A 24,861-nucleotide genomic window follows, 5' to 3' on the forward strand; every position below is an offset into this window, starting at 1 on the left:
GTGCCCTCATGCGCTGGCTCCAACCGTTGCCGCCGCCATCCTGGCGACCATCGTCTTGTCGTTCTCGACCTCGGCCAGCGTCCCGCCCAGCGCGGCGCGAATGACGCGACCGATCTCGTCGGCAAGGAACGCCACACCCTGTACCTTGCTGACCGATTGCACGTCGACCAGGTACTTGCCGCGCAGCAGCAGGGCCAGCTGCCCCAGGTTCATCTCCGGGCACACCACCTGCGGGTACCGCCGCAACACCTCGCCCAGGTTGGCCGGGAACGGGTTGAGGTAGCGCAGGTGGGCGTGCGCCACCTTGATGCCCTTGCGCCGCGCGCGCCGGCAGGCCTCACCGATCGGGCCGTAGGAGCTGCCCCACCCGATCAGCAGCAGCTCGGCGTCGCCGGTGGGGTCGTCGACCTCGAGATCGGGCACCGAGATGCCGTCGATCTTGGCCTGGCGCAACCGCACCATCAGGTCGTGGTTGACCGGCTCGTAGGAGATGTTGCCCGAGCCGTTCGCGGCTTCCAGCCCGCCGATGCGGTGCTCGAGGCCCGGCGTGCCCGGGACGGCGAATTGCCGGGCCAGCGTCTCGGGGTCGCGGGCGTAGGGCTGGAACGGTTCGTCCGGCTTGGCGAAGGCGTGCGTGATGCGCGGCAGCGTGCTGACGTCCGGAATGCGCCACGGCTCTGAGCCGTTGGCGATCGCGCCGTCGGACAACACGATCACCGGGGTGTGGTACGACACCGCGATGCGCGCCGCCTCCAGCGCGGTTTCGAAGCAGTCCGACGGCGAGCGCGGCGCCAGCACCGCGACCGGCGACTCGCCGTTGCGGCCGAACAACGCCTGCAGCAGGTCGGCCTGCTCGGTCTTGGTGGGCAGCCCGGTCGACGGCCCGCCGCGCTGCACGTCGACGACGAGCAGGGGCAGTTCGGTCATCACGGCCAGCCCGAGCGCTTCGGACTTCAGCGAGATGCCCGGCCCGGACGTGGTGGTGACGCCCAGCGCGCCGCCGTAGGAGGCGCCGATCGCGGCGCAGATCCCGCCGATCTCGTCCTCGGCCTGGAAGGTGATGACGTTGAAGTTCTTGTGCTTGGACAGCTCGTGCAGGATGTCGGAGGCCGGCGTGATCGGGTAGCTACCCAGCACGACCGGAATGTCGGCCAGCTGACCGGCCGCGACGATGCCGTAGGCCAGCGCGGTGTTGCCGGAGATCTGCCGGTATTCACCGGCCGGCAGCGTCGCGCGGGAAACCTCGTACGTGGTGCCGAACGCCTCGGTCGTCTCGCCGTAGTTCCAGCCGGCCTTGAGCGCCAGCACGTTGGTCTCGGCGACCTCGGGCTTGCGGGCGAACTTCTCCCGGATGAACTTCTCGCTGGTTTCGATCGGCCGACCGTACATCCACGACAGTAGGCCCAGCGCGAACATGTTCTTGGCCCGCTGGCCGTCCTTCTTCGACGCGCCGATGGATTCGACGGCACCGAGCGTCAGGGTGGTCATCGCGACGGAATGCACCACGTAGTCGGACAACTCGTCGGTCTCCAGCGGGTTGGTGACGTAACCCACCTTGGTCAGGTTGCGCTTGGTGAACTCGTCGGAGTTCGCGATCACCATGCCGCCGCGGGGTAGGTCGCCGATATTGGCCTTCAGCGCAGCGGGATTCATCGCGACGAGGACGTCGGGCCGGTCGCCGGCGGTCAGGATGTCGTAGTCGGCGATCTGAATCTGGAACGACGAGACACCGGGCAGAGTGCCTGCGGGCGCGCGGATCTCGGCGGGGTAGTTCGGCTGGGTCGCCAGGTCGTTGCCGAAAAGCGCTGCCTCGGAGGTGAACCGGTCGCCGGTGAGCTGCATGCCGTCACCGGAGTCACCGGCGAAGCGGATGACGACCTGTTCCAGGCGCTGACGGCTAGATCCGTTGGGGGAAGCCCCATTCTGTGAGTCTGATCCGGCTCCGCTGCCGTTCGGATCCACGTCGTTGCCCTCCATTTGTTCACCGGACAGACAGTTCGCGCAGCTTCAGATTACGCGCCGGCGAAGTGAGTCTCCGGCCATCACGGTTTTATGTCACTGGCGGTACCAATTATGGCACTCATTTCGCGCGTACATGGTCACCTGATACCCGCCACACGCGGGCGTTAACTCACCAAAAGCCCAAGTCAGGGTGGTGGCGCCGACGCGGACCGCACCAAACTGTGTTATTGGTCACGTCGTGAGCGTTAACCGCCGCGCTTAGCCGCAGCAGGGGCGCGGCGTCGCGTCAGGCGCTCTTGTCGCGACGCTCGGTGCGCGACGGCTTGCGCGGCACGATCGTCGGCAACACGTTGTCCTGCACGGTCTCCTTGGTCACCACGACCTTGGCGACGTCGTCGCGGCTCGGGATGTCGTACATCACCGGCAGCAGCACTTCTTCCATGATCGCGCGCAGGCCGCGGGCCCCGGTGCCGCGGTGGATGGCCTGGTCGGCGATCGCCTCCAGCGCGTCGTCGGTGAACTCCAGCTCCACGCCGTCCATCTCGAACAGCCGGGTGTACTGCTTGACCAGAGCGTTCTTCGGCTCGGACAGGATCTTGACCAGCGACTCGCGGTCCAGGTTGGTGACCGAGGCGACCACGGGCAACCGGCCGATGAACTCGGGGATCAGACCGAACTTGATCAGGTCCTCGGGCATGACCTCGGCGAAGTGATCGGTGGTGTCGATCTCGGCCTTGGAGCGCACCTCGGCGCCGAAACCCAGGCCCCGCTTGCCGACGCGCTCGTAGATGATCTTCTCCAGCCCGGCGAAGGCGCCCGCCACGATGAACAACACGTTGGTGGTGTCGATCTGGATGAACTCCTGGTGGGGGTGCTTGCGGCCGCCCTGCGGCGGCACCGATGCCTGGGTACCCTCCAGGATTTTCAGCAGGGCCTGCTGCACGCCCTCCCCCGACACGTCGCGGGTGATCGACGGGTTCTCGCTCTTGCGCGCGATCTTGTCCACCTCGTCGATGTAGATGATGCCGGTCTCGGCGCGCTTGACGTCGTAGTCGGCGGCCTGGATCAGCTTCAGCAGGATGTTCTCCACGTCCTCACCGACGTATCCGGCCTCGGTGAGCGCGGTGGCGTCGGCGATGGCGAACGGCACGTTGAGCATCTTGGCCAGCGTCTGGGCCAGGTAGGTCTTGCCGCATCCGGTCGGCCCCAGCATCAAGATGTTGGACTTGGTCAGCTCGACCGGTTCGTGGCGCGAGTCGCGGCCCTTCTCGCCGGCCTGGATGCGCTTGTAGTGGTTGTAGACCGCCACGGCCAGCGTCCGCTTGGCGGTGTCCTGCCCGATGACGTATCCCTCGAGGAACTCCCGGATCTCGATCGGCTTCGGCAGCTCGTCGAGCTTGACGTCGTCGGCGTCGGCGAGCTCCTCTTCGATGATCTCGTTGCAGAGGTCGATGCACTCATCGCAGATGTACACGCCGGGGCCAGCAATGAGTTTCTTGACCTGTTTCTGGCTCTTTCCGCAGAACGAGCACTTCAGCAGGTCACCGCCGTCTCCGATGCGCGCCATGGTGCTGAGGGCCTACTTCCTGTTCGCCGTTGGTCTTGCCTGTCCCGCATGTATTCACCGACGCTACCCGCTTGATCGGGCCCGCCGCGACCATAAACGCCGAATCGCGCTCATGGTATTTGCGGGGGTTCGTGCCTCTTTCCGTATGGATGAAACATATAGCCACACGGTGGCCGTGACTCGCGATAGACGCGCTTTGCGTGTCTTTGGCGTGTCGCGGTCGTGATGCGACCGAGCCTGGCGGCCGGCTCGAGGCGTGGGCGAACCCCCACGAAATCACCCTACAGTGGCCAGGTGGGTTCAGCCCGGGGCTTCACCTGGCCCAGCGATCCCGTGCTGCTCGACGGCGGCCTGGCCACCGAGCTGGAAGCGCGCGGTCACGACCTCTCCGACCCGTTGTGGTCGGCGCGGCTGCTGGCCGACGCCCCGCAGGAGATCGTCGCGGTGCACGCCGCCTACTTCCGCGCCGGGGCGATGATCGCGACGACGGCCAGCTACCAGGCGTCCTTCGAGGGCTTCGCGGCCCGCGGAATCAGCCGTTCCGACACCGCCGGATTGCTTCGGCGCAGTGTCGAACTCGCCAAGGCCGCGCGGGATGAGGCAGGTGTTGCGGGCCACGTGGCCGCGTCGGTGGGCCCGTACGGCGCCGCACTTGCGGACGGCTCCGAATACCGCGGCCGCTACGGGCTCAGCGTGAGGCAGCTGGAGGACTGGCACCGGCCGCGGCTGGAGGTGTTGGCCGACGCCGACGCGGACGTCTTGGCAGTGGAAACCATCCCCGACGTCGACGAGGCCGAGGCGCTGGTGAATCTGGTGCGCTCGCTCGGTGTGCCGGCGTGGCTGAGCTACACCATTGACGGCGCCCACACCCGGGCGGGTCAGCCGCTAGCCGACGCTTTCGCGGTGGCGGCAGGGGTGCCCGAGATTGTCGCTGTCGGCGTCAATTGCTGCGCGCCGGATGACGTGTTGCCCACGATCGAGATCGCCGCGGCGATCGGCAAACCCGTGATCGTCTACCCGAACAGCGGAGAGCACTGGGATGCCTTGCGGCACAACTGGACCGGGCCGTCGCGGTTTTCGGCGCCGCTGGCCGCGCGGTGGCTGGCGGCGGGAGCACGTATCGTCGGCGGATGCTGCCGGGTGCGGCCCACCGACATCGCGGCCGTTCGCCGAGCGTGCAGTGACGGCGAAAATTCCGCCAAAAAATCGCCCTGAGTGCACGTTCGGCGCAGCGAGTTAGGCCGTCTGCGCCGACAGCTTGCGGTACTCCAGCACGGTGTCGATGATCCCGTAGTCCTTGGCCTCTTCGGCGGTCAGGATCTTGTCCCGGTCGGTGTCCTTGCGGATGGTCGCGGCGTCCTTGCCGGTGTGACGGGCCAGGGTGGTCTCCATCAGCGTGCGCATCCGCTCGATCTCGGCGGCCTGGATCTCCAGGTCGGAGAACTGCCCCTGGATCACGCCCTGCAGCGACGGCTGGTGGATCAGCACCCGCGCGTTGGGCAGCGCCATCCGCTTGCCCGGGGTGCCGGCGGCCAGCAGCACCGCCGCCGCCGAGGCGGCCTGACCGAGGCACACCGTCTGAATGTCGGCGCGCACGTACTGCATGGTGTCGTAAATGGCCATCAGCGAGGTGAATCCGCCGCCGGGCGAATTGATGTACATGGTGATGTCGCGGTCCGGGTCCAGCGACTCCAGCACCAGCAGCTGCGCCATGATGTCGTTCGCCGACGCGTCGTCCACCTGGACGCCGAGGAAGATGATGCGCTCCTCGAACAGCTTGTTGTACGGGTTGGATTCCTTGATCCCGAAGCTGGAGTGCTCGATGAACGACGGCAGGATGTAGCGCGCCTGGGGCTGGATCTGAGGGTTCACTGTGCTTCTCCGTTGGTGATGGTGGCGGCGCGGGTGATGATGTGGTCGACGAACCCGTACTCGAGGGCCTCCTGGGCGGTGAACCAGCGGTCGCGGTCGGAGTCGGCCTCGATGCGTTCGATCGACTGTCCGGTGAATTCGGCGTTGAGCCGGAACATCTCCTTTTTGATGACGTGGAACTGCTCGGCCTGGATGGCGATGTCGGCCGCGCTGCCGGTGACCCCGCCGAGCGGCTGGTGCATCAGGATGCGGGCGTGCGGCAGCGCGTAGCGCTTGCCCTTGGTGCCCGCCGCCAACAAGAACTCGCCCATCGAGGCGGCCATGCCCATCGCGTAGGTGGCGATGTCGCAGGGCGCCAGCACCATGGTGTCGTAGATGGCCATGCCGGCGCTGATCGAACCGCCCGGGGAGTTGATGTAGAGCGAGATGTCCTTGGTGGGGTCTTCGGCGGCGAGCAGCAGGATCTGCGCGCACAGCCGGTTGGCGACGTCGTCGTTGACCTCCGAACCCAGGAAGATGATGCGCTCGGACAGCAAGCGCTCATAGACCGAGTCCGTGAGGTTGAGACCCTGCGAGGGCGAACGCATGTCAGACACGACTGGGTTACCTGCTTTCTCGAGTTCTTCTCTGCACCGACACTAACCAACCGGGCCCGCCGTTTCGCGGCCACGCACCCCGGAAACGGGGCGCGTTCGCTCACAGCGTCATCGGCAAGGTCATTCGCCGGCGTCGGCCGTGGTGGATTCGTCGGCCTGATCGGCGTCCTCATCGGCGGCGCCGTCGCCCGACGGGCGCTTGCCGAAGAACTCACTGGTGTCGATGGTGTTGCCGGCGGTGTCGGTGACCGTCGCCGCCCGGATCACCTCGGCGATGGCCAGCGCCCGTCGCACATCGGCGAACATGGCCGGCAGCTGGTTGTTCTCCTGAAGGTAGGCCAGCAACTGCTGCGGCTCGATGCCGTACTGCCGCGAGGTCGCCACCAGCCGCTCGGTCAGGTCTTCCTGGCCGACCTGGACCTGCAGCTTGTCGGCCAGTGCGTCGAGCAGCAACTGCTTCTTGACGTCCGTCTCGGCGGCGGTGCGCGTCTCGTTCTCGAACTCCTCGCGGGACTTCCCTTGCTGGGCAAGCACTTCCTCGAGTTTGGACTCGTCGTGGTTGAGGCTGTGCAGCGCACCGTGCAGGGCGCTGTCCACCTGGGCCTTGACGATTGCTTCCGGCAACGGGATGTCGACCTGCTCGAGCAGGGTGTCGATCGCGGCGTCGCGGATGCGTTCGGCCTGCTGCGCCCGCTTGACCCGGCCGACCTGCTCGCGCAGGTTGGCCCGCAGCTCGTCGATGGTGTCGAATTCACTGGCCAGTTGGGCGAACTCGTCGTCGGGCTCGGGCAGCTCGCGCTCCTTGACCGACTTGACCGTGACCGTCACCTGGGCGTCCTGGCCGGCGTGCTCGCCCGACACCAGCTTGGTGGTGAACTCCCGGGATTCGTCGACGGACATCCCGATCAGGGCCTCGTCCAGCCCCTCGATGAGCCGGCCGGAGCCGACCTCGTGCGACAGCCCCTGGGCGGTGGCGCCGGGCACCTCCTGCCCGTCGATGGTGGCCGACAGGTCGATCGAGACGAAGTCCCCCTCGGCCACCGGGCGCTCCACCCCGGTCAGGGTGCCGAAGCGGGCGCGCAGCGACTGGAGTTCGGCGTCGACGTCCTCGTCGGTGACCTCGATCGGGTCCACCGAGATCTTCAGGGCGCCCGGGTCCGGCAGGTTCAGCTCGGGACGGACGTCGACCTCGGCGGTGAAGGCCAGCTCCTGCCCGTACTCCTTCTTGGTGACCTCGATCTCGGGCTGGCCCAGCGGGTGCACTTCCGACTCGGCGACGGCCTGTCCGTACCGGGCGGGCAGCGCCTCGGTGACGACCTGGTCGAGCATCGCCTCCCGGCCGAAGCGGGCCTCCAGCAACTTCGCCGGCGCCTTGCCGGGCCGGAAGCCGGGCAGCCGCACCTGCTTGGCCAGTTCCTTGTAGGCCCGCTGGAAGTCGGGCTCGAGTTCGGCGAAGGGGACCTCCACGTTGATGCGCACCCGGGTAGGGCTCAACTGCTCGACGGTGCTCTTCACGGGTGTGCTCCTCGGTACTCGTTGCTGGCGGTCGGTGGGCCGTGCGCGGGGCACGGGGCCGGTCGTGCTGGTCGGGGTGACAGGATTTGAACCTGCGGCCTTCCGCTCCCAAAGCGGATGCGCTACCAAGCTGCGCTACACCCCGCGCTGACCTCGATGATCCTAAGGCCCCTCGAAGCCAGGTCCGCCACAGGCTTCGCAGCGACCGCGCGGACCTCACGGGGTGGTCACAAAGCCGCGTCGATTAGATTTGATCTTCGTCGCCAGCTACAGTCACGCTCGACTAGACACATGCGGGCGTAGCTCAATGGTAGAGCCCTAGTCTTCCAAACTAGCTACGCGGGTTCGATTCCCGTCGCCCGCTCGGGCTAACTATCTTCTCGATAGAGAGGCGCCATGAGCGACCTGAAGACGGACGCGCCGATTCATGGCTCATGTGCGCCGGACTTCGTCGGGGTACGCGACGCCTTCGAGCGCAATTTCACCCACGGCGGTGAGGTCGGCGCGGCCGTCGCCGTCTGGGTGGACGGGTCGCTGGTCGTCAATCTGTGGGGCGGCTGGGCCGACGCCGCGCGCACCCGCCCCTGGCAGCAGAACACCCTGACCACGGTGCTGTCCGGCACCAAGGGCCTGTCCGCCACCTGTGTGCACCAACTGGCCGACCGCGGGCAGCTGGACCTGCAGGCGCCGGTGGCCCGCTACTGGCCCGAGTTCGCCCAGGCGGGCAAACAAGACATCACCCTGGCGATGGTGATGAGCCACCGATCCGGGGTGATCGGGCCGCGCACCCGGATGCGCTGGGAACAGGTCGCCGACTGGGACTACGTCTGCGAACAGCTGGCCGCCGCCGAGCCGTGGTGGGAGCCGGGCACCGCCCAGGGTTACCACATGACCACCTTCGGTTTCATCATGGGCGAGGTGTTCCGCCGGGTCACCGGCCGAACCATCGGCCACTACCTGCGCACCGAGATCGCCGGACCGTTCGGCGCCGACGTCCACATCGGGTTGCCGCTGGCCGAACAACACCGCTGCGCCGAGCGGGTCAACAAGCCGCACGCCCGCGACCTGCTGGCCGACGCCAACGCCCCCACCGACCCGAGGAGCCTTGCCGAGCACCCCAAGGCCGGGCTGTCCATCTCGATGGGTTTCGCCCCCGACGACGAGCTGGGCTCGCACGATCTGAACCTGTGGCGTGAACTGGAGTTCCCGGGCACCAACGGGCAGGTGTCGGCGCTCGGCTTGGCGACCTTCTACAACGCGCTGGCCCAGGAGAAGTTGCTCAGCCGCGAGCACATGGACCGGGTGCGGGTGTGCCAGGGCGGGCTGGACACCGACCTGGTGCTGGGACCCCGGGTCGCCGACCACGGCTGGGGCCTGGGGTACATGCTCAACCAGCGGTGCGTCAACGGACCCAACCCGCGGATCTTCGGCCACGGCGGGCTGGGCGGCTCGTTCGGATTCGTCGACCTGGAACACCGGATCGGCTACGCGTACGTGATGAATCGCTTCGACGCCACCAAGGCCAACGCCGATCCGCGCAGCCTGGCGCTGTCCAACGAGGTCTACTCCGTGCTGGGCGTCCGCTAACTGCGACGCGAACGCGCCCCGCCGGGATCGGCGGGGCGCGTTCGGGTTACGTGGACGTGCGCGGCGTCAGGGGTGCCAGCCGTGCGGCGGCGGCGGTCCGCCCGGACCAGGGTGGCCCACCCCGGGGTGGCGGGCCGGCGGACCCGGAGGCGGCGGGGCGGGCCGCCACGCCAGTCATGGCAGTTGTTCCAGTCCCAGTTGTTTCCCCAGCCCGGATCCCAGAATTCGCCGGGGCACCATTGCGGGAAGGGCCCGGGATGGGCCTGGGCTTGCGTTGCGATGCCCAAGCCGGCCAGGCCCAGCCCACCGATCGCGAGGGCCGTTGCGGCCATACGTGGAAGAGTTTTCACGAAGAACACTCATACCCGCATAGATGCTTTGGCTAAACAATGGCCCCGGCGTTTCGTGCTGTGAGCTTCCTGCCAACCGGGGCGATCGAGCGGGCGGGCTCACTTCTGACAAGTGGGGCACCAGAACACGTTTCGGCCCTCCAGCACCGCAGTCCGGACGGGCTCGCCGCACACCCGGCAGGCCTCGCCGGCCCGCCGGTACACGTAGGTGCGCGGCCGGTCGGGGCGATAGGACGGGGCGCCGCGGTCGTGTTCGGGCCGCACCACGATGATCTTGCCGCGCCGCAGGCCCACCTTCATCAGCGCCACCAGATCGGTCCAGGCCGCATCGAACTCGGCCTCGCCCACGTCGCGGCCCGCCCGGTACGGGTCGATGCCGTGCCGGAACAACAACTCGCTGCGGTACACGTTGCCCACCCCGGCCATCACGGTCTGGTCCATCAGCAGCGCGCCAATAGGTCTGCGCGACTTGGCAATTCGCTGCCAGGCCCAGGACGGGTCGGCGTCGTCGCGCAACGGGTCGGGGCCCAGCCTGGCCAGCACGTCGCTGACCTGCCCCTCGTCGATGACCTCGCAGACCGTCGGGCCGCGCAGGTCGGTGCCGTGGCTGGCGCCGACCATGCGCATCCGCACCTGCCCGACCGGGTCGGGCAACGGCCCGTCGCCGGGACGTTCCCATTCGCTGAAGGAGCCGTACAGTCCCAGGTGCACGTGCACGATCGGGCCGCCCGCGTAGTGGTGAAACAGGTGTTTGCCCCAGGCGCTGGTGCGCCGCAACACCCGGCCGTCGACCACCGCGGCCGCCTCGGCGAAGCGGCCCTGCGGGCTGGTCACCGCCACCGGCGCGCCGGCGTAACGGCGTTGATGTAGCCGGGCCAGCCGGTGCAGGGTATGGCCTTCGGGCACGCGCGGACCCTGCCGACCTCAGCCCACGGCGCCGGGTACCGGCGGGGCTTGGTGGGTGCGTTCGTATTCGGCCAGTATGTCGATACGCCGTTGGTGGCGTGGGGCTTTCGACCACGGCGTGGTCACGAAGGCGTCGACGATGGCCAGCGCCTCGGCCACGGTGTGCATGCGACCGCCGATGCCGATCAGCTGGGCGTTGTTGTGCTCGCGCGCCAGCTGCGCCGTTTCCACGCTCCAGGCCAACGCGCAGCGGGCGCCGGGAACCTTGTTGGCGGCGATCTGCTCGCCGTTGCCCGACCCCCCGAGCACGATGCCGAGGCTGTCCGGGTCGGCCACGGTGCGCGTCGCGGCGGCGATGCAGAACGCCGGGTAGTCGTCGTCGGCGTCGTAGCTGAAGGCGCCGCAGTCGATCGGCTGGTGGCCGGACTGCTCGAGGTGGGCGATGATCTGCTGCTTGAGCTCGAATCCGGCGTGGTCAGAGCCGAGGTAGACGCGCATGCCCGCAATCCTTACACAGCCGCGGGCCGCCGGGCCCGCGGCTGTGTGCGGCAGGCTAGTCGAATTCGGGCTTCTCGTCGCGGGTTCGCTTGAGTTCGAAAAAGTGCGGGTAGGACGCGAACGTCACCGAGGCGTCCCACAGCTTGCCCGCTTCCTCGCCGCGCGGGATCCGGGACAGCACCGGCCCGAAGAACGCCACGTTGTTGACGTGGATGGTGGGGGTGCCGACGTCGTCGCCGACCGGGTCCATGCCGGCGTGGTGGCTCTTGCGCAGCGCGTCGTCGTAGGCGTCGGTGTCGGCGGCCTCGGCCAGCTCGGCCGGCAGGCCCACCTCGGCCAGCGACTGCTTGATCACGTCGGTGAGGTCCTTGTTGCCCTCGTTGTGGATGCGGGTGCCCATCGCCGTGTACAGCGGCGCAAGCACCTCGGCGCCGTGCGCCTGTTCGGCGGCGATGGCCACCCGCACCGGGCCGAACGCCTTGGCCAACCGCTCCCGGTATTCGTCGGGCAGGCCCTCGCGGTTCTCGTTGAGCACCGCCAGGCTCATCACGTGGAAGTTCACCTCGATGTCGCGGACCTTTTCCACCTCGAGGATCCAGCGTGAGGTGATCCATGCCCACGGGCACAGCGGGTCGAACCAGAAATCGGCTTTGTTCTTCGCGGGGGCCTGCTGCGCCATGGCGGATCCTCTCGTGTGGGAGTTGCTCGTGGAGTTGAAAGACTGATCTGCACAACCGTAGGCGTCTGCATCCTGTTCCCGGTTTGCCCGCCCCGTAAGTTGGACACGTGGCACTTCCCAATCTCACCCGCGAACAAGCCGTCGAGCGCGCCGCGCTGGTCACCGTAGCCGGCTACCGGATCGACCTCGACCTCACCGACGGGAACGGCGCTCCCGGCGAACGGACCTTCCGCTCGATCACCACGGTGGTGTTCGACGCGCTGGCCGGCGCCGACACCGTCATCGACATCGCCGCCGACACCGTGCGCAGCGCCACCCTCAACGGTCGCGACATCGACGTCTCCGGCTACGACGAATCCACCGGGATCCCGTTGCAGGGGCTGGCCGACCGCAATGTCGTCGTGGTCGACGCGGACTGCCGCTACTCCAACACCGGCGAGGGTCTGCATCGCTTCGTCGACCCGGTCGACGACGAGGTCTACCTGTACTCGCAATTCGAAACCGCCGATGCCAAGCGGATGTTCGCCTGCTTCGACCAGCCCGACCTCAAGGCGACCTTCGACGTGCGGGTGACCGCGCCCCGGCATTGGAAGGTGATCTCCAACAGCGCGGCGGTGTCGGTGAACGACGCGGCGCAACACCGGGTGCACACGTTTGCCACCACGCCGCGGATGAGCACCTATCTGGTCGCCCTGATCGCCGGCCCGTACGCCGAGTGGAAGGACAGCTACGTCGACGAGCACGGGGAGATCCCGCTGGGCATCTACTGCCGGGCCTCGCTGGCGCAGTACATGGACGCCGAACGGCTCTTCACCCAGACCAAGCAGGGATTCGGCTTCTACCACAAGAACTTCGGGATGCCCTACGCGTTCGGCAAATACGATCAGCTGTTCGTGCCCGAATTCAACGCCGGCGCAATGGAAAACGCGGGCGCGGTGACCCTCCTCGAGGATTACGTGTTCCGCAGCAAGGTCACCCGGGCCTCCTACGAGCGGCGCGCCGAGACGGTGCTGCACGAGATGGCGCACATGTGGTTCGGGGACCTGGTCACCATGGCCTGGTGGGACGATCTGTGGCTGAACGAGTCGTTCGCCACCTTCGCGTCGGTGCTGTGCCAAAGCGAGGCAACGGAATTCACCGAGGCGTGGACGACGTTCGCGACGGTGGAGAAGTCGTGGGCCTACCGCCAGGATCAACTGCCGTCGACGCATCCGATCGCCGCCGACATCCCGGACCTGGCCGCGGTCGAGGTGAACTTCGACGGGATCACCTACGCCAAGGGCGCTTCGGTGCTCAAACAACTCGTCGCCTACGTCGGGCTGGAGCACTTTTTGGCCGGGCTGCGCGATTACTTCCGCGCCCACGCGTTCGGCAACGCCACCTTCGACCATCTGGTCGCCGCGCTGGAGAAGGCATCCGGCCGCGACCTGTCCGACTGGGGTCGGCAGTGGCTGAAGACCACCGGGCTGAACACGCTGCGGCCGGATTTCGACGTCGACGACCGCGGCCGGTTCACCCGGTTCGCGGTGACCCAGAGTGGTGCCGCCCCGGGCGCCGGGGAGACCCGGGTGCACCGGCTGGTGATCGGCATCTACGACGACGACGGGTCGGGGAAGCTGGTGCGAGTGCACCGGGCGGAACTCGACGTCGAGGGTCCTGTCACGGAAGTGCCTGCGCTGGTTGGTGTTTCGCGAGGCAAACTGGTTCTGGTCAACGACGACGACCTGACCTACTGCTCCGTGCGGCTGGACGCCGAGTCGCTGGGCACCGCGCTGGATCGCATCGCCGACATCGCCGAGCCGTTGCCGCGCTCGCTGGTCTGGTCGGCGGCCTGGGAGATGACCCGCGAGGCCGAACTGCGGGCCCGCGACTTCGTGGCCCTGGTGGCGGGCGGCGTGCAGGGCGAAACCGAGGTCGGCGTGGCGCAGCGGCTGCTGCTGCAGGCGCAGACGGCGCTGAGCTCCTACGCCGAGCCGGAATGGGCGCGCGACCACGGTTGGCCGCAGTTCGCCGACCGGCTGCTGGAGTTGGCGCGGGCCGCCGAGACCGGGTCGGATCACCAGCTGGCCTTCGTCAACGCGCTGTGCTCGTCGCTGTTGTCGACGCGCCATGTGGTGACGCTGGCGGATCTGCTCGACCATGACCCGGCCGAGTTGGGGCTGGCCGGCCTGGAGATCGACACCGACCTGCGGTGGCGGATCGTCACCGCCCTGGCCGCCGCCGGCGAGATCGACGCCGACGGGCCCGCGACGCCGTTCATCGATGCCGAGGTGCAGCGTGACCCGACGGCCGCCGGCAAGCGGCACGCCGCGCAGGCCGCGGCGGCGCGGCCGCAGCTGCCGGTCAAGGAGCAGGCGTGGACGACGGTGGTCGAGGACGACACCCTGGCCAACATCACGGCCCGCTCGATGATCGCGGGCATCGCCCAGCCCGGGCAGCACGAGCTGCTCAAGCCGTTCACCCCGCGCTACTTCGAGGCGATCCCGGGCGTGTGGGCGCGGCGATCCAGCGAAGTGGCCCAGACGGTGGTGGTCGGCCTGTATCCGGCCTGGGACATCAGCGACGAGGGCATCGCGGCGGCGGACAGGTTCTTGTCGGACCCCCAGGTGCCGGCGGCGCTGCGGCGGCTGGTGCTCGAGGGCCAGGCCGGGGTGAAGCGTGCGCTGCGGGCGCGTCGCTTCGACGCGACAGCTGACTAGGCCGGCGAGATCCCTGCGCTCAGCACGCGGATCGCGCTGACCAGGCCGTCCACCAGATCGCCCCGCTGGAACGCCGAGGAGGCCGCGGCGACACCCAGCGGCGCGGCCGATTCGGCGCCGCGACCCCGGACCGCGGAACCGTAGACCACCTCGATGACCTTCTGATCGGGTGAGACGGCCAGCAGCACCGCGTTGTCCGGGGTGGGCACGTCGGCCAGGATCTCGCGGGCCCGCGCGGCGGTGTCGGTGCCCAGGTCGCCCAGATAGATCGCGAACCGCGTCTTGGACGCCCGCGACCCGAACTTCAGCGCGTCGTCGATGGCCACCAGGTCCTTGATCGGGAACGGGTAGTGCACGGACAGCTCACCGGGCTCGGTCACCCCGGAGATCCGGCCGCTGGTGGTGATCACCCAGCCGTTGGGCAGCTCGGCGGGTTCCCTCGTCGCTACCTCACCACGTGCCACTGGCGCCACCTCCGACTGTGAATTCCGACGTGCCGTGTCCACCGTGACCGGCGTGGCCGACGTCCTCATCGACGGCCGCCCACAGGATCGGCGGGTGGGTCCACTTCTCGCCCAGCTTGTAGGTCGCCGGGTGCGGTCCCTTGTGGGACCAGATCAGCACCGACAAGACGATCACCAGCAACAGCGGTATTCCGACGATGAACAGGTGCATCTGCATAGGACTCACGACGCAAACCGTATCCCACGCACCGGGCTGCACTCGTCCGGACACCGGAATGTGGCTCAGGCCGCACCTTCACCGAGGTATCGGGCCCAGGCCGGGTCCAGCTCCTTGACCGTCGACAGCAGCCGCCAGTGTTGGCCGGTGGGCGGCAGCGGCGGCCGGCGCAGCGTCCAGCCGAGCTCGTTGAGCAGTTTGTCGCCCTTGCGGTGGTTGCACGTCGAGCAGCAGGCGACGCAGTTCTCCCAGGAGTGGTCACCCCCGCGGCTGCGCGGCACCACGTGGTCGACGGTGTCGGCCTTGGCCCCGCAGTAGGCGCAGCAGAACCGGTCGCGGTGCATCAGCGCGGCGCGGGTCATCGGGACCCGCGCCCGGTAGGGCACCCGGACGTAGCTGCGCAGCTGGATCACCGACGGCATCACGATCGAGCTGGTCGCCGAGTGGATGACCGGGCCCGCTGGATCGTGATGCACCACGTCGGCCTTTCCGCAGATCACCATGACGATGGCGCGCCGCATCGGCAGCGCGGTCAGCGGCTCGTAGGTGGAATTCAGCAGCAGCACCCGCCGGCGACTCCAGATGGACGTGCTGTCCGGGCGGGTGGGCGGATGGGTTTCAACACTGTGCAGCGAGGACGCGGTCGGGGGCCCGGTCAACCCTGCCGCGGCCACCTGGCTGCGGTGGCGGCGGCGCTTCTTGCCCTGCGCCATAGATCCTCCGCGAACAGTCCACCATGATTCGCCGCCAATCGCACGCCTATTGCAGGTGAACGCCGTGTCGATCCGGTGAACAGCCGGAGTGGGCTCGGGCCGCTCCGGTGCGTGACGGCGCGGATGCACCACAATGGACGGCGATGGATCAGGTGAGCTTTTACGACGCGGTCGGCGGTGCCGAGACGTTTCAGGCGATCGTGTCGCGGTTTTACGCCCAGGTGCCCGAGGACGAGATCCTGCGCGAGCTCTATCCGCTCGATGACCTCGAGGGCGCCGAGGAACGGCTGCGGATGTTCCTCGAGCAGTATTGGGGCGGCCCGCGCACCTACTCCGACCGGCGCGGGCATCCGCGGCTGCGGATGCGTCACGTGCCGTTCCGGATCACTCCCCTGGCCCGCGACGCCTGGCTGCGCTGCATGCACACGGCGGTGGCGTCGATCGACTCGAAGACACTGGACGACGAGCACCGTCGCGAGCTGCTCGACTATCTGGAGATGGCCGCGCACTCGCTGGTGAATTCTCCGTTGTGATGTCAGCCCACGAAGTGATGTCAGCCCACGAAACCGAGCGGGGTGCAATGCAATCCAAGCCGTGGTGGTCGAGCGCGGTGTTCTATCAGGTGTATCCGAGGTCATTCGCCGACAGCGACGGCGACGGCGTCGGCGACATCGACGGGGTGACGGCGCATCTGGACCACCTCGAGCAACTGGGCGTCGACGCGATCTGGCTCAATCCGGTCACCGTCTCCCCGATGGCCGACCACGGCTACGACGTCGCCGACCCGCGCGACATCGACCCGCTGTTCGGCGGGATGGCCGCGATCGAACGGCTGATCGCCGCGGCGCACCGGCGGGGCATCAAGATCACCATGGACGTGGTGCCCAACCACACCAGCTCGGCGCATCCGTGGTTCCAGGCGGCGCTGGCGGCCGGGCCGGGTTCCGACGCCCGGCAGCGCTACTTCTTCCGGGACGGCCGCGGCACGGACGGCGAGCTGCCGCCGAACAACTGGACCTCGGTGTTCGGCGGGTCGGCCTGGACCCGGGTGCTCGAACCCGACGGCAATCCCGGCCAGTGGTATCTGCACCTGTTCGACACCGAGCAGCCCGACCTGAACTGGGAGCACCCGGACGTCTTCGACGACTTCGAGAAGACGCTGCGGTTCTGGCTGGAGCGCGGCGTGGACGGCTTCCGCATCGACGTCGCCCACGGCATGGCCAAACCGGCCGGCCTGCCGGATTCGCCGGACCTCGAGTCCAAGGTGTTGCACCACAGCGACGACGACCCGCGCTTCAACCACCCGAGCGTGCACGACATCCACCGCGACATCCGCAAGGTGGTCAACGACTATCCGGGCGCGGTCACCGTCGGCGAGGTGTGGGTCACCGACAACGCCCGCTGGGCGGAGTACCTGCGGCCCGACGAACTGCATCTCGGGTTCAACTTCCGGCTGACCAAGATCGACTTCGACGCCGCCCAGATCCACGACGCGATCCAGAACTCGCTGGCCGCCACCGCCCTGCAGGACGCCACCCCGACCTGGACGCTGTCCAACCACGACGTCGGGCGGGAGGTCACCCGCTACGGCGGCGGCGAGGTCGGGCTGCGCCGCGCCCGCGCGATGGCGATGGTGATGCTCGCCCTGCCCGGCGCGGTGTTCATCTACAACGGCGAGGAGCTGGGCCTGCCCGACGTCGAGTTGCCCGACGAGGTGTTGCAGGACCCGACCTGGGAGCGCTCGGGACACACCGAGCGGGGCCGGGACAAATGCCGGGTGCCGATGCCCTGGTCGGGCCAGGCTCCCCCGTTCGGGTTCTCCTCGCGCACCGACACCTGGCTGCCGATGCCGAAGGAGTGGGCGGCGCTGACGGTGCAAAAGCAGCGCGACGACCCCGACTCGACGTTGTCGTTCTTCCGGCGGGCCCTCGAATTGCGAAGGCGCCGTGTGGAATTCGACGGCGACGGCGTCGAATGGCTGGAGGCGACCGCCGATGCGGTGACGTTCCGGCGTCCCGGCGGGCTGGTGTGCGCCCTCAACAGCGGCGAGCAGCCCGTGCCGCTGCCGCCGGGCGAACTGGTGCTGGCGAGCGCGCCGCTGCTGGACGGGAAGCTGCCCCCGGACGCGGCGGCCTGGCTGGCCTAGCGGCGCGACCGGGGCGAGCATTTCGCCGCCCGCTGCTCTATATGTTGACCCATGGCTTGCTACGAGTGGACAGTGGTCGGCGCCGGGCCGGCGGGCATCGCGGCGGTGGGCCGGCTGCTCGATCACGGGGCGGACAGCATCGCCTGGATCGACCCCGCCTTCGCCGCCGGAGACATCGGCCAGAAGTGGCGATCGGTGTCCAGCAACACGCACGCCGGGCTGTTTCTCGAATATTTCAACGGCTGCAAGTCATTTCGGTTCTCCGAGGCACCGCCCATGCCGCTGCGGGAAATCGACGCCGGCGAAACCTGCGCGCTGGCGCTGGTGGCCGAACCCCTGCTGTGGGTCACCGGGCAGCTGCGTGAGCGGGTCGACACCGTCACCACCACCGCCACCGCGCTGTACCTGTCGGACCGGCGGTGGCGGATCGAGACCGAGCAGCGCGAGATTTTCTCCAGAAACGTGATCCTGGCCGTCGGGGCGGTGCCCAAAAAGCTTTGCCACCCCGGCCTGGAGGAGATTCCGGTGGAAGTCGCACTGGATCCCGAAAAGCTCGCCCGCCAACCGCTTTCCGGGGCGACAGTGGGCGTGTTCGGTTCATCGCACTCGTCGATGATCGCGCTGCCCAACCTGCTGCGCCAGCCGGTCGAAAAGGTGATCAACTTCTACCGGAGCCCGCTGAAATACGCTGTCTACTTCGATGATTGGATTCTCTTCGACGACACCGGCCTGAAGGGCCAGGCCGCGGTGTGGGCGCGGGAGAACATCGACGGGGTGCTGCCGGAACGGCTGCACCGGTGTCTGGTGTCCAGCCCGGAGTTCGCCGAGAATCTGGCACGCTGCGACCGGGTGGTCTACACCGTCGGCTTCGAGCGCAGAACGTTGCCCGAGACGCCGCAATGGGGCCGGCTGGACTACAACCCGACCACCGGGATCCTTGCTCCCGGCCTGTTCGGGGTGGGCATCGCGTTCCCCCAGTACGCCGAAGACCCGTACGGCTACGGGCAATTCCGAGTGGGGCTGAAGAAATTCATGGACTACCTGGATTCTGTGCTGCCGCTGTGGCTGCGCTACGGCCCCTGATCCGCGCGACCACAGGTCGGTCGGCATTAAACTCAGCCTGATCCGTTTTCCGGCGCCGGCTCCGCGCCGCTCAGCCCAGCAGCAGCCCGGGATCGCCGCGGCGCCGGTACACCGAACCGAACCGCGCGTCCAGCCGCAACCAGGTCGGCAGGATGCGCACCCGGATCAACTCGCCGGCGTCGACCGCGTCGGGCGATTGGGGCAGAAAACCCATGGCGGTCAACGCGAACACGCACCGCATCGGCAGGCCCACCTCTACGTCGCCGGAGCTCACCTGGATGACCTCCTGATCCAACAGGGAAACCGGTGGGCCGTGAGAACTGCTGTGCTGCTTGGCAAGTCGCGCGCCCTGCTGGGCCAGGTCGAGCATCACCCGGGCGGGTATGTCCTCGAGGTGGGTGAAGCCGGATTCCGGCGGCAGCGCCCCGCGCCACGCGGAGTCCATCGCGAAGCCCGGATCGACGTAGCCCGAGTCGTCCATCGCGGCCAGGCCACGCGCCAGCGCGTCCGCCCCGACCGACAGATCCGCGGGCCGCACCTCGCCGGCCACCACCCTGCTGGCCAGGACGTCGAAACCCGTTGCCACCCAGGCGGTGAGAAGCCCCGGGGAGCGGGTGCGCAGACGGATGATCGCGGCGTCGTCGAGCCGCAGCGCGCGGTCGACGAACGCGGCCAGGTCGGCGCGGTGGGCGGCCCGTGACTGGGCGTCCAGCCACAGCCCGCGCTCGGCTACCGAATCCACCGCTGCAGATACTCTCGATGTTGCGGTGAGAGCCGCACCAGCCGCTCCTCTTCGATGTGCACGGCGGCCAGTTGCGATTCGGCGATGACGGCCGGCCGGGACTCGGGGTCGGCGTTGACCGAGCGCACCTCGTAGCCCAGCGTGAAATCGACCGCCCGCAGCCGCTTGGTCCACATGGTCACCTGCAGCGGCGAATCCACAAGCCGCAGTTGGCCTTTGTAGGTCACCTTGACCTCGGCGATGAGCAGCCCGATGGTCAGGATGTCGACCTCGAACGCCTCCCGCAGGAACTGAACCCGCGCCTCCTCCAGGATGGTGACCATGGTGGCGTGGTTGACGTGCTGGTACATGTCGATATCCGACCAGCGCACTGGCACGGCCGCGACGAATCCGACGCTCAACTCGATGAACCTCTTCCGCTGGTGCGGGTCATGCGACGGATTTGTCGCGCGGCGACAGACAGCGTCGCGAGATCCTTGGCCCCGCTTTCCTGGATCTCGATCAGTGTGCGGCGGGCCCGCTCGACCCGGGAGGCGGACAGGTGTTCCCACTCGGCGATCTTCTCTTCGCCGCTCTCGTCGGGCTCGCCCACCGCCAGCACGTCGAAGCACAGCGAGCGCAGCGAGGCGTAGATGTCGTCGCGAATCGCCAAACGCGCCAAAGAGTGCCACCGGTCGTTGCGCGGCAGCTCGGACACCGCGGTCAGCAGGCCGTCGGTGCCGAGCCGGTCCATCAGCGCGAAATAGGTGTCGGCGACCTCGGCGGCGTCGATGTCGTTGATGTCGCCGATGTCGATGATGTCGAGCAGGCTGAACCGGTAGAGACCGGCGGCCACCAGGTAGGCCAGGTCACGGGGGGCGCCCTGGGACTCGAACTCGGCGGCTTCCTTTTCGACGATGGCCTTGTCGTCCCCGCGCAGCCATTCCGACATGCGCGGTGTCAGCGCCTTGACCTTGGCGGCGAATCGGTTGATCTCGGCGCCCACCGCCAACGGCTGGGGACGGTAGTTGAGCAGCCAGCGGCCGGCCCGGTCGATCAGCCGCCGGGTATCCAGGGTGAGCCGATCCGACAGCGCCACAGGCAGATTCGCGGCGCGGATGCGGCGCCAGATCTCCCCCACACCGAAGATGGCATCGGTGGCCACGTAGGTGCGCACCGCGTCCACCGCCGATACGCCGACGTCCTCGACGATCCGGAAGGCGTAGCTGATGCCGGCGGCGTCCACCAGCTCGTTGATCAGCATGGTGGCCACGATCTCGCGGCGCAGCTGATGCGCGCGGATCTCCGGGGTGAACCGGTGCCGCAGCGGCGTCGGGAAGTACAGCGGCAACCGGGACGCGAACACATCCTGCTCGGTGAGCTCGGTCTGCAGCATCTGTTCTTTGAGGTCCAGTTTCACGTGCGCCATCAGCGTGCACAGTTCGGGTGAGGTGAGGCCGATCCCGGCCTCGGCGCGGCGCTGAATCTCCTTCTCCGACGGCAGCGCTTCCAGCTCGCGGTTGAGGCCGCGCTCGTCGACCAGGTACTGGATCTGCCGGGCGTGCACCGGCAGCAGGCTGGGCGCGTTGGCCCGGCTGGTGCCGATCAGGTCGTTCTGGTCCTCGTTGTCGGTGAGCACCAGCGCGGCGACCTCGTCGGTCATCGACTCCAGCAGCGGTTTGCGCTCCTGCGGCTTGACCTTGCCCGCGGTGACCAGCGAGTCGATCAGGATCTTGATGTTGACCTCGTGGTCGGAGCAGTCCACGCCGGCGGAGTTGTCCATCGCGTCGGTGTTGATCCGGCCGCCGGACAGGTCGAACTCGACGCGGCCCAGCGCCGTCACCCCGAGGTTGCCGCCTTCGCCGATCACCTTGGCGCGCACCGAGGATCCGTTGACCCGCACCGGATCGTTGGCGCGGTCGCCGACGTCGGCGTCCGACTCGGACTCGGCCTTGATGTAGGTGCCGATGCCGCCGTTGAACAGCAGGTCCACCGGCGCCTGCAGGATCGCCTTGATCAGGTTGGGCGGGGTCATCTCGGTGACGACGCCGCCGCCTGAGCCGTCCAAGCCCAGCGCGTCGCGGACCTGGGGGCTGACCGGAATGGATTTGTGCTCGCGGCTGTACACCCCGCCGCCCTCGCTGATCAGGGACTTGTCGTAGTCGTCCCAGCTGGACCGGGGCAGCTCGAACATGCGGCGGCGTTCCTCCCAGGACGCCGCGGCGTCGGGGTTCGGGTCGAGGAAGATGTGTCGGTGGTCGAAGGCGGCCAGGAGCCGGATGTGCTTGGACAGCAGCATGCCGTTGCCGAACACGTCGCCGCTCATGTCGCCGATTCCCACCACGGTGAAGTCCTCGGTCTGGGTGTCGACGCCCATCTCCCGGAAGTGCCGTTTGACCGCCTCCCAGGCGCCCCGGGCGGTGATGCCCATGGCCTTGTGGTCGTAGCCGACCGACCCGCCGGAGGCGAACGCGTCACCCAGCCAGAATCCGTACGACTTGGCGACGTCGTTGGCGATGTCGGAGAAGGTGGCGGTGCCCTTGTCGGCCGCCACCACCAGGTAGGCGTCGTCGCCGTCGCGGCGCACCACTTCCGGTGGCGGGCTGACCTTTCCAGTCGCGTGGTCGACGTTGTCGGTGACGTCGAGCAGGCCCGAGATGAACAGCTGATAGCAGGCCACCCCCTCGGCGCGGGTGGCGTCGCGGTCGGCGGCGCCGTCCCCGCTGGGCAGCGGCGGCCGCTTGACGACGAAGCCGCCCTTGGCCCCGACCGGCACGATGACGGCGTTCTTGACGGCTTGCGCCTTGACCAGGCCCAGGATTTCGGTGCGGAAGTCGTCGCGGCGGTCCGACCAGCGCAGCCCGCCGCGGGCCACCGGCCCGAACCGTAGGTGCACGCCCTCGACCCGGGGCGAGTAGACGAAGATCTCGTACTTGGGGCGCGGCAGGGGCAGCTCGTCGATCAGCTGGGCGTCCAGCTTGATCACCAACACGTTGCGGGCACGGGCCGAACCCTCGCGGGTGACAAAGTAATTGGTCCGCAGCGTGGCCTGCACCAGCGACGCGAACGCCCGCAGGATGCGGTCGGTGTCCAGGCTGACCAGCGCGTCGATGTCGGCGGCCACCGCCGCGGCGGCCGCCTGCGCGTCGCGACCCGCCGAGGAGTCGGGGTCGGGGTCGAACAGCGCCTCGAACAGCGCCACCAAGGAGCGGGCGGTGGACGGATGCTCGTTGAGCACCGCCTCGATGTAGGACTGGCTGTAGGGAAAGTTGGCCTGCCGCAAGTACTTTGCGTAGGCGCGCAGCAGCACCACCTGCTGCCAGCGCAGGCCGGCGCGCATCACCAGTTCGTTGAAGCGGTCGACCTCGAGGCGGCCCTGCCAGATCGCGGTGACGGCGTCGGCGAATCGCTCGGCCATCGCATCGCGCTCGTCCGGGGTGGACGCCAGCTCGATGGTCGGGTGCGGTGAGATCCTGAACTGGTAGATCCACACCGGCAGCCCGTCGGAGCGGGTGACGGTGAACGGGCGTTCTTCGAGCACCACCACACCCATGCTTTGCAGCATCGGCAGCAGCTGGCTCAGCGAGGCGGTGCGCCCGCCCAGGAACCAGGTCAGCTGCGCCGATCCGTCCTCGCCGTCGGTGAACACCAGCTTGACCGAATTGTCTTGCAGCTCTTTGATGATGGCGATGTGACCGATCGCATCGGCCGGACTGATGGCTTGCTTGTAGACCTCGGGGAAGGCGCCCGCGTAGTACTCCGCGTCGGCGTGCCCCACCGCGCCCTCGGCAGCGGCCGCGACCAGCCGGTCGGTCCAGGTGCGGGCCGCTTCGCTCAGCAGGCCCTGGATGCGGACCCGGTTGTCCTCGGAGACGTCCACGGGCTTGGCGGCGGGATCGTCGGTGGGCAGGCGAACCATGAAATGCATGAGCGCCCAAGGGGATTCGCTGACCCGGGCGGTGAATTCCAGTCGGGTGCCGCCGAATTCGCGGACCAGGATGTCTTCGATCTGCAGCCGCACCGCGGTGGTGTAGCGGTCGCGGGGCAGGTAGACCAGGCAGGAGACGAAGTACTGCAGGCTGTCGGCGCGCAGGAACAGCAACGCGTTTCGTTGCGGCCCGAGGTCCACCACCGCTTTGGCCATCGCCAGCAGCCGCTCGGAGCTCAGCGTGAACAGTTCCGAGCGGGGCACGGTTTGGATGACGTCAAGCAGCAGCTGGCCGGGATGGATCGGGTCGCTGTCGGCCATGGCCAGCGCCTCGCGGACGCGGCGGGAGATGGTGGGGATCTCCAGCACGTCGGCGTTCATGGCGGCAACGGTGAACAGCCCGACGAAGCGGTGCTCGATCACCGCGGCGTCGACGTACTCGCGGACCGCGATCGCATACGGGTAGGCGCCGTAGCGCAGGTAGCTGCCCACCACGGATTGCGCCAACACCAGCAGCCGGTCGTCGTCGGTGAGCCGGGGCCGTGACCCGGTGCGGGTGCGCAGCACGCCCAACCCCGGTGAGCCGTCGCCGGAGACCAGGCCGTCGTGCACCCGGCAGCGCTGATAACCCAGCAGCAGGAAATTGCCGTTGCCCAGCCAGCGCAGCAGCGCGGCCACGTCGTCGCGGTCCGGCGCCGAGAAGTGGTTGTCGCGGTTGGCTTCCACCGCGGCGGCCAGCTCGTCGAGCACGGCGATCAGGTCCGAGGCGTCGCTGGCCACCTGCTGGACGTCGGCCAGCACCTTGGGCAGCAGCCGCTCCGCCTCGGTGAGGCCCTTGCTGTCGACGGACGGCAGCAGCTGCACGTGGATCCAGGCCTCGCCGGCGTATTGCGGGGCGCCCTGCGGCTTGGGTTCGAGGCTGAGCAGGTCGCCGTCGGGACTGCGGTGCACGTCGAACACCGGCGTCATGATGGCCGTGTAGGGCACGCCGAGGCGGTGCAGCAGCACCGTGACCGAGTCCATCAGCATGCCGCCGTGGTCGGTGACGACCTGCAGCGCCGGCCCGAACCCGGCGGGATCGTCGGCCGGGTAGACGGCGACCCGGCTTTCGCCGTCGGGGCGATGCAGCCCGAGCCGGTAGTGCGCGCTGAGCATGGCCGGGGTGACGAGCGCCGTCGGGACCGTCAGGTCGATGGGCCCGGCCTCGGCGCCCCCGGATTCGTCGCTATGCGGACCGCGATAGCTCTCCACATAGGCTTTCGAGATCCACTCGGGGATGTCCTGCTGTCGGGTGAAGGTCGTCCACGGCTTGAGATCCTGCTGAGCTCTGGGATCGATCGTCATGCCGATTGCTCCCA

At 68.3% G+C, this 24,861-nt stretch carries 21 protein-coding genes and 2 tRNA genes; 7 read left to right on the plus strand and 16 right to left on the minus strand.

Annotated features, from left to right (window positions below; translation table 11 throughout):
* Positions 1 to 6: 6 nt before the first annotated feature.
* Together NF20_RS20500 and clpX are read right to left on the minus strand one after the other, a co-directional pair.
* Complete coding sequence (locus NF20_RS20500) at positions 7 to 1,962, minus strand: 2-oxoacid:acceptor oxidoreductase subunit alpha (RefSeq protein ID WP_003875852.1); 1,956 nt, start codon at positions 1,960 to 1,962, stop codon at positions 7 to 9.
* Positions 1,963 to 2,248: 286 nt separating this feature from the next.
* A complete protein-coding gene (gene clpX / locus NF20_RS20505; protein WP_003875851.1) occupies positions 2,249 to 3,529 on the minus strand; it encodes an ATP-dependent Clp protease ATP-binding subunit ClpX in 1,281 nt (426 codons plus the stop codon).
* A gap of 294 nt (positions 3,530 to 3,823) precedes the next feature.
* Here clpX and mmuM point away from each other — a divergent pair, with 294 nt between their 5' ends.
* On the plus strand, positions 3,824 to 4,744 hold the full coding sequence (gene mmuM / locus NF20_RS20510) for a homocysteine S-methyltransferase (protein WP_170945453.1): 921 nt from the start codon (positions 3,824 to 3,826) through the stop codon (positions 4,742 to 4,744).
* A gap of 21 nt (positions 4,745 to 4,765) precedes the next feature.
* Here mmuM and clpP2 read toward each other — a convergent pair whose 3' ends face one another.
* From clpP2 to NF20_RS20530, 4 genes are all read right to left on the minus strand, one after another.
* Positions 4,766 to 5,401 carry an ATP-dependent CLP protease proteolytic subunit ClpP2 gene (gene clpP2, locus NF20_RS20515; protein ID WP_003875849.1) on the minus strand — a complete coding sequence of 212 codons (636 nt, stop codon included), beginning with the start codon at positions 5,399 to 5,401 and terminating at the stop codon, positions 4,766 to 4,768.
* A complete protein-coding gene (locus NF20_RS20520; protein ID WP_009975941.1) occupies positions 5,398 to 5,988 on the minus strand; it encodes an ATP-dependent Clp protease proteolytic subunit in 591 nt (196 codons plus the stop codon). Before NF20_RS20520 ends, clpP2 begins: the two co-directional genes overlap by 4 nt.
* A 129-nt stretch (positions 5,989 to 6,117) precedes the next feature.
* A complete protein-coding gene (gene tig, locus NF20_RS20525; protein ID WP_003875847.1) occupies positions 6,118 to 7,512 on the minus strand; it encodes a trigger factor in 1,395 nt (464 codons plus the stop codon).
* A 68-nt stretch (positions 7,513 to 7,580) separates the two neighbouring features.
* A tRNA-Pro gene (locus tag NF20_RS20530) sits at positions 7,581 to 7,657 on the minus strand.
* 148 nt (positions 7,658 to 7,805) lie between these two features.
* Between NF20_RS20530 and NF20_RS20535 the strand changes: the two genes are divergently transcribed.
* Both NF20_RS20535 and NF20_RS20540 read left to right on the plus strand, forming a co-directional pair.
* Positions 7,806 to 7,876: transfer RNA gene (locus tag NF20_RS20535), tRNA-Gly, on the plus strand.
* Positions 7,877 to 7,908: 32 nt separating this feature from the next.
* Positions 7,909 to 9,099, plus strand: a complete 1,191-nt coding sequence (locus NF20_RS20540; protein ID WP_003875846.1) for a serine hydrolase domain-containing protein — start codon at positions 7,909 to 7,911, stop codon at positions 9,097 to 9,099.
* On the opposite strand, the gene NF20_RS26710 is transcribed toward NF20_RS20540, so the two are convergent.
* From NF20_RS26710 to NF20_RS20555, 4 genes are all read right to left on the minus strand, one after another.
* Entirely contained in the window at positions 9,096 to 9,431 is a 336-nt protein-coding gene (locus NF20_RS26710) for a hypothetical protein (RefSeq protein WP_155947474.1), read from the minus strand. The genes NF20_RS20540 and NF20_RS26710 overlap by 4 nt on opposite strands.
* Positions 9,432 to 9,548: 117 nt before the next feature.
* Positions 9,549 to 10,355: an Fpg/Nei family DNA glycosylase gene (locus tag NF20_RS20545; RefSeq protein WP_009975935.1), complete on the minus strand. Its 807-nt coding sequence runs from the start codon at positions 10,353 to 10,355 to the stop codon at positions 9,549 to 9,551.
* A gap of 18 nt (positions 10,356 to 10,373) precedes the next feature.
* Positions 10,374 to 10,853: a ribose-5-phosphate isomerase gene (locus NF20_RS20550; protein WP_003875844.1), complete on the minus strand. Its 480-nt coding sequence runs from the start codon at positions 10,851 to 10,853 to the stop codon at positions 10,374 to 10,376.
* Positions 10,854 to 10,908: 55 nt separating this feature from the next.
* Positions 10,909 to 11,532 (minus strand): DsbA family protein, encoded by a 624-nt coding sequence (locus NF20_RS20555; RefSeq protein ID WP_009975933.1) that lies wholly within the window; start codon positions 11,530 to 11,532, stop codon positions 10,909 to 10,911.
* A gap of 107 nt (positions 11,533 to 11,639) precedes the next feature.
* On the opposite strand from NF20_RS20555, the gene pepN reads away from it, so the two are divergent.
* Positions 11,640 to 14,231, plus strand: a complete 2,592-nt coding sequence (gene pepN, locus NF20_RS20560; RefSeq protein ID WP_009975931.1) for an aminopeptidase N — start codon at positions 11,640 to 11,642, stop codon at positions 14,229 to 14,231.
* Here pepN and NF20_RS20565 read toward each other — a convergent pair.
* The 3 genes from NF20_RS20565 to NF20_RS20575 all read right to left on the minus strand — a co-directional run bounded on the left by NF20_RS20565 (position 14,228) and on the right by NF20_RS20575 (position 15,625).
* Complete coding sequence (locus NF20_RS20565) at positions 14,228 to 14,695, minus strand: DUF5130 domain-containing protein (protein WP_003875841.1); 468 nt, start codon at positions 14,693 to 14,695, stop codon at positions 14,228 to 14,230. The genes pepN and NF20_RS20565 overlap by 4 nt on opposite strands.
* On the minus strand, positions 14,682 to 14,912 hold the full coding sequence (locus NF20_RS20570; RefSeq protein WP_003877446.1) for a hypothetical protein: 231 nt from the start codon (positions 14,910 to 14,912) through the stop codon (positions 14,682 to 14,684). Before NF20_RS20570 ends, NF20_RS20565 begins: the two co-directional genes overlap by 14 nt.
* A 65-nt stretch (positions 14,913 to 14,977) precedes the next feature.
* A complete protein-coding gene (locus NF20_RS20575; protein WP_003875839.1) occupies positions 14,978 to 15,625 on the minus strand; it encodes an HNH endonuclease in 648 nt (215 codons plus the stop codon).
* Between the two features lie 143 nt (positions 15,626 to 15,768).
* On the opposite strand from NF20_RS20575, the gene NF20_RS20580 reads away from it, so the two are divergent.
* From NF20_RS20580 to NF20_RS20590, 3 genes are all read left to right on the plus strand, one after another.
* Positions 15,769 to 16,158, plus strand: a complete 390-nt coding sequence (locus NF20_RS20580; protein WP_009975930.1) for a globin — start codon at positions 15,769 to 15,771, stop codon at positions 16,156 to 16,158.
* Positions 16,158 to 17,771 (plus strand): glycoside hydrolase family 13 protein, encoded by a 1,614-nt coding sequence (locus NF20_RS20585; protein ID WP_224119111.1) that lies wholly within the window; start codon positions 16,158 to 16,160, stop codon positions 17,769 to 17,771. The genes NF20_RS20580 and NF20_RS20585 overlap by 1 nt, the downstream gene beginning before the upstream one ends.
* Positions 17,772 to 17,843: 72 nt before the next feature.
* The gene (locus tag NF20_RS20590; RefSeq protein ID WP_009975927.1) at positions 17,844 to 18,854 is read left to right on the plus strand and encodes a pyridine nucleotide-disulfide oxidoreductase; all 1,011 of its coding nucleotides are present in this window, start codon (positions 17,844 to 17,846) and stop codon (positions 18,852 to 18,854) included.
* Between the two features lie 70 nt (positions 18,855 to 18,924).
* Here the strand turns inward: NF20_RS20590 and NF20_RS20595 are convergent, their stop codons facing one another.
* The 3 genes from NF20_RS20595 to NF20_RS20605 are packed head-to-tail and all read right to left on the minus strand — an operon-like array spanning position 18,925 to position 24,847.
* Positions 18,925 to 19,596 carry a hypothetical protein gene (locus tag NF20_RS20595; RefSeq protein ID WP_003875834.1) on the minus strand — a complete coding sequence of 224 codons (672 nt, stop codon included), beginning with the start codon at positions 19,594 to 19,596 and terminating at the stop codon, positions 18,925 to 18,927.
* A complete protein-coding gene (locus NF20_RS20600; protein ID WP_009975926.1) occupies positions 19,584 to 19,997 on the minus strand; it encodes an acyl-CoA thioesterase in 414 nt (137 codons plus the stop codon). The genes NF20_RS20595 and NF20_RS20600 overlap by 13 nt, the downstream gene beginning before the upstream one ends.
* Entirely contained in the window at positions 19,994 to 24,847 is a 4,854-nt protein-coding gene (locus NF20_RS20605) for an NAD-glutamate dehydrogenase (RefSeq protein ID WP_033710493.1), read from the minus strand. The genes NF20_RS20600 and NF20_RS20605 overlap by 4 nt, the downstream gene beginning before the upstream one ends.
* Between the last annotated feature and the right edge of the window lie 14 nt (positions 24,848 to 24,861).

Source organism: Mycobacterium sp. MAC_080597_8934, from assembly GCF_000523975.1.
Classification (GTDB): Bacteria; Actinomycetota; Actinomycetes; order Mycobacteriales; family Mycobacteriaceae; genus Mycobacterium; species Mycobacterium avium.

Excerpts from the sequence above, each read along its gene's own strand:
- clpX (WP_003875851.1), bottom strand. The coding sequence starts at position 3,529 with ATGGCGCGCATCGGAGACGGCGGTGACCTGCTGAAGTGCTCGTTCTGC.
- NF20_RS20520 (WP_009975941.1), bottom strand. The coding sequence starts at position 5,988 with ATGCGTTCGCCCTCGCAGGGTCTCAACCTCACGGACTCGGTCTATGAG.
- NF20_RS20540 (WP_003875846.1), top strand. The coding sequence starts at position 7,909 with ATGAGCGACCTGAAGACGGACGCGCCGATTCATGGCTCATGTGCGCCG.
- NF20_RS26710 (WP_155947474.1), bottom strand. The coding sequence starts at position 9,431 with ATGGCCGCAACGGCCCTCGCGATCGGTGGGCTGGGCCTGGCCGGCTTG.
- NF20_RS20550 (WP_003875844.1), bottom strand. The coding sequence starts at position 10,853 with ATGCGCGTCTACCTCGGCTCTGACCACGCCGGATTCGAGCTCAAGCAG.
- NF20_RS20555 (WP_009975933.1), bottom strand. The coding sequence starts at position 11,532 with ATGGCGCAGCAGGCCCCCGCGAAGAACAAAGCCGATTTCTGGTTCGAC.
- NF20_RS20570 (WP_003877446.1), bottom strand. The coding sequence starts at position 14,912 with ATGCAGATGCACCTGTTCATCGTCGGAATACCGCTGTTGCTGGTGATC.
- NF20_RS20575 (WP_003875839.1), bottom strand. The coding sequence starts at position 15,625 with ATGGCGCAGGGCAAGAAGCGCCGCCGCCACCGCAGCCAGGTGGCCGCG.
- NF20_RS20580 (WP_009975930.1), top strand. The coding sequence starts at position 15,769 with ATGGATCAGGTGAGCTTTTACGACGCGGTCGGCGGTGCCGAGACGTTT.
- NF20_RS20585 (WP_224119111.1), top strand. The coding sequence starts at position 16,158 with ATGTCAGCCCACGAAGTGATGTCAGCCCACGAAACCGAGCGGGGTGCA.
- NF20_RS20605 (WP_033710493.1), bottom strand. The coding sequence starts at position 24,847 with ATGACGATCGATCCCAGAGCTCAGCAGGATCTCAAGCCGTGGACGACC.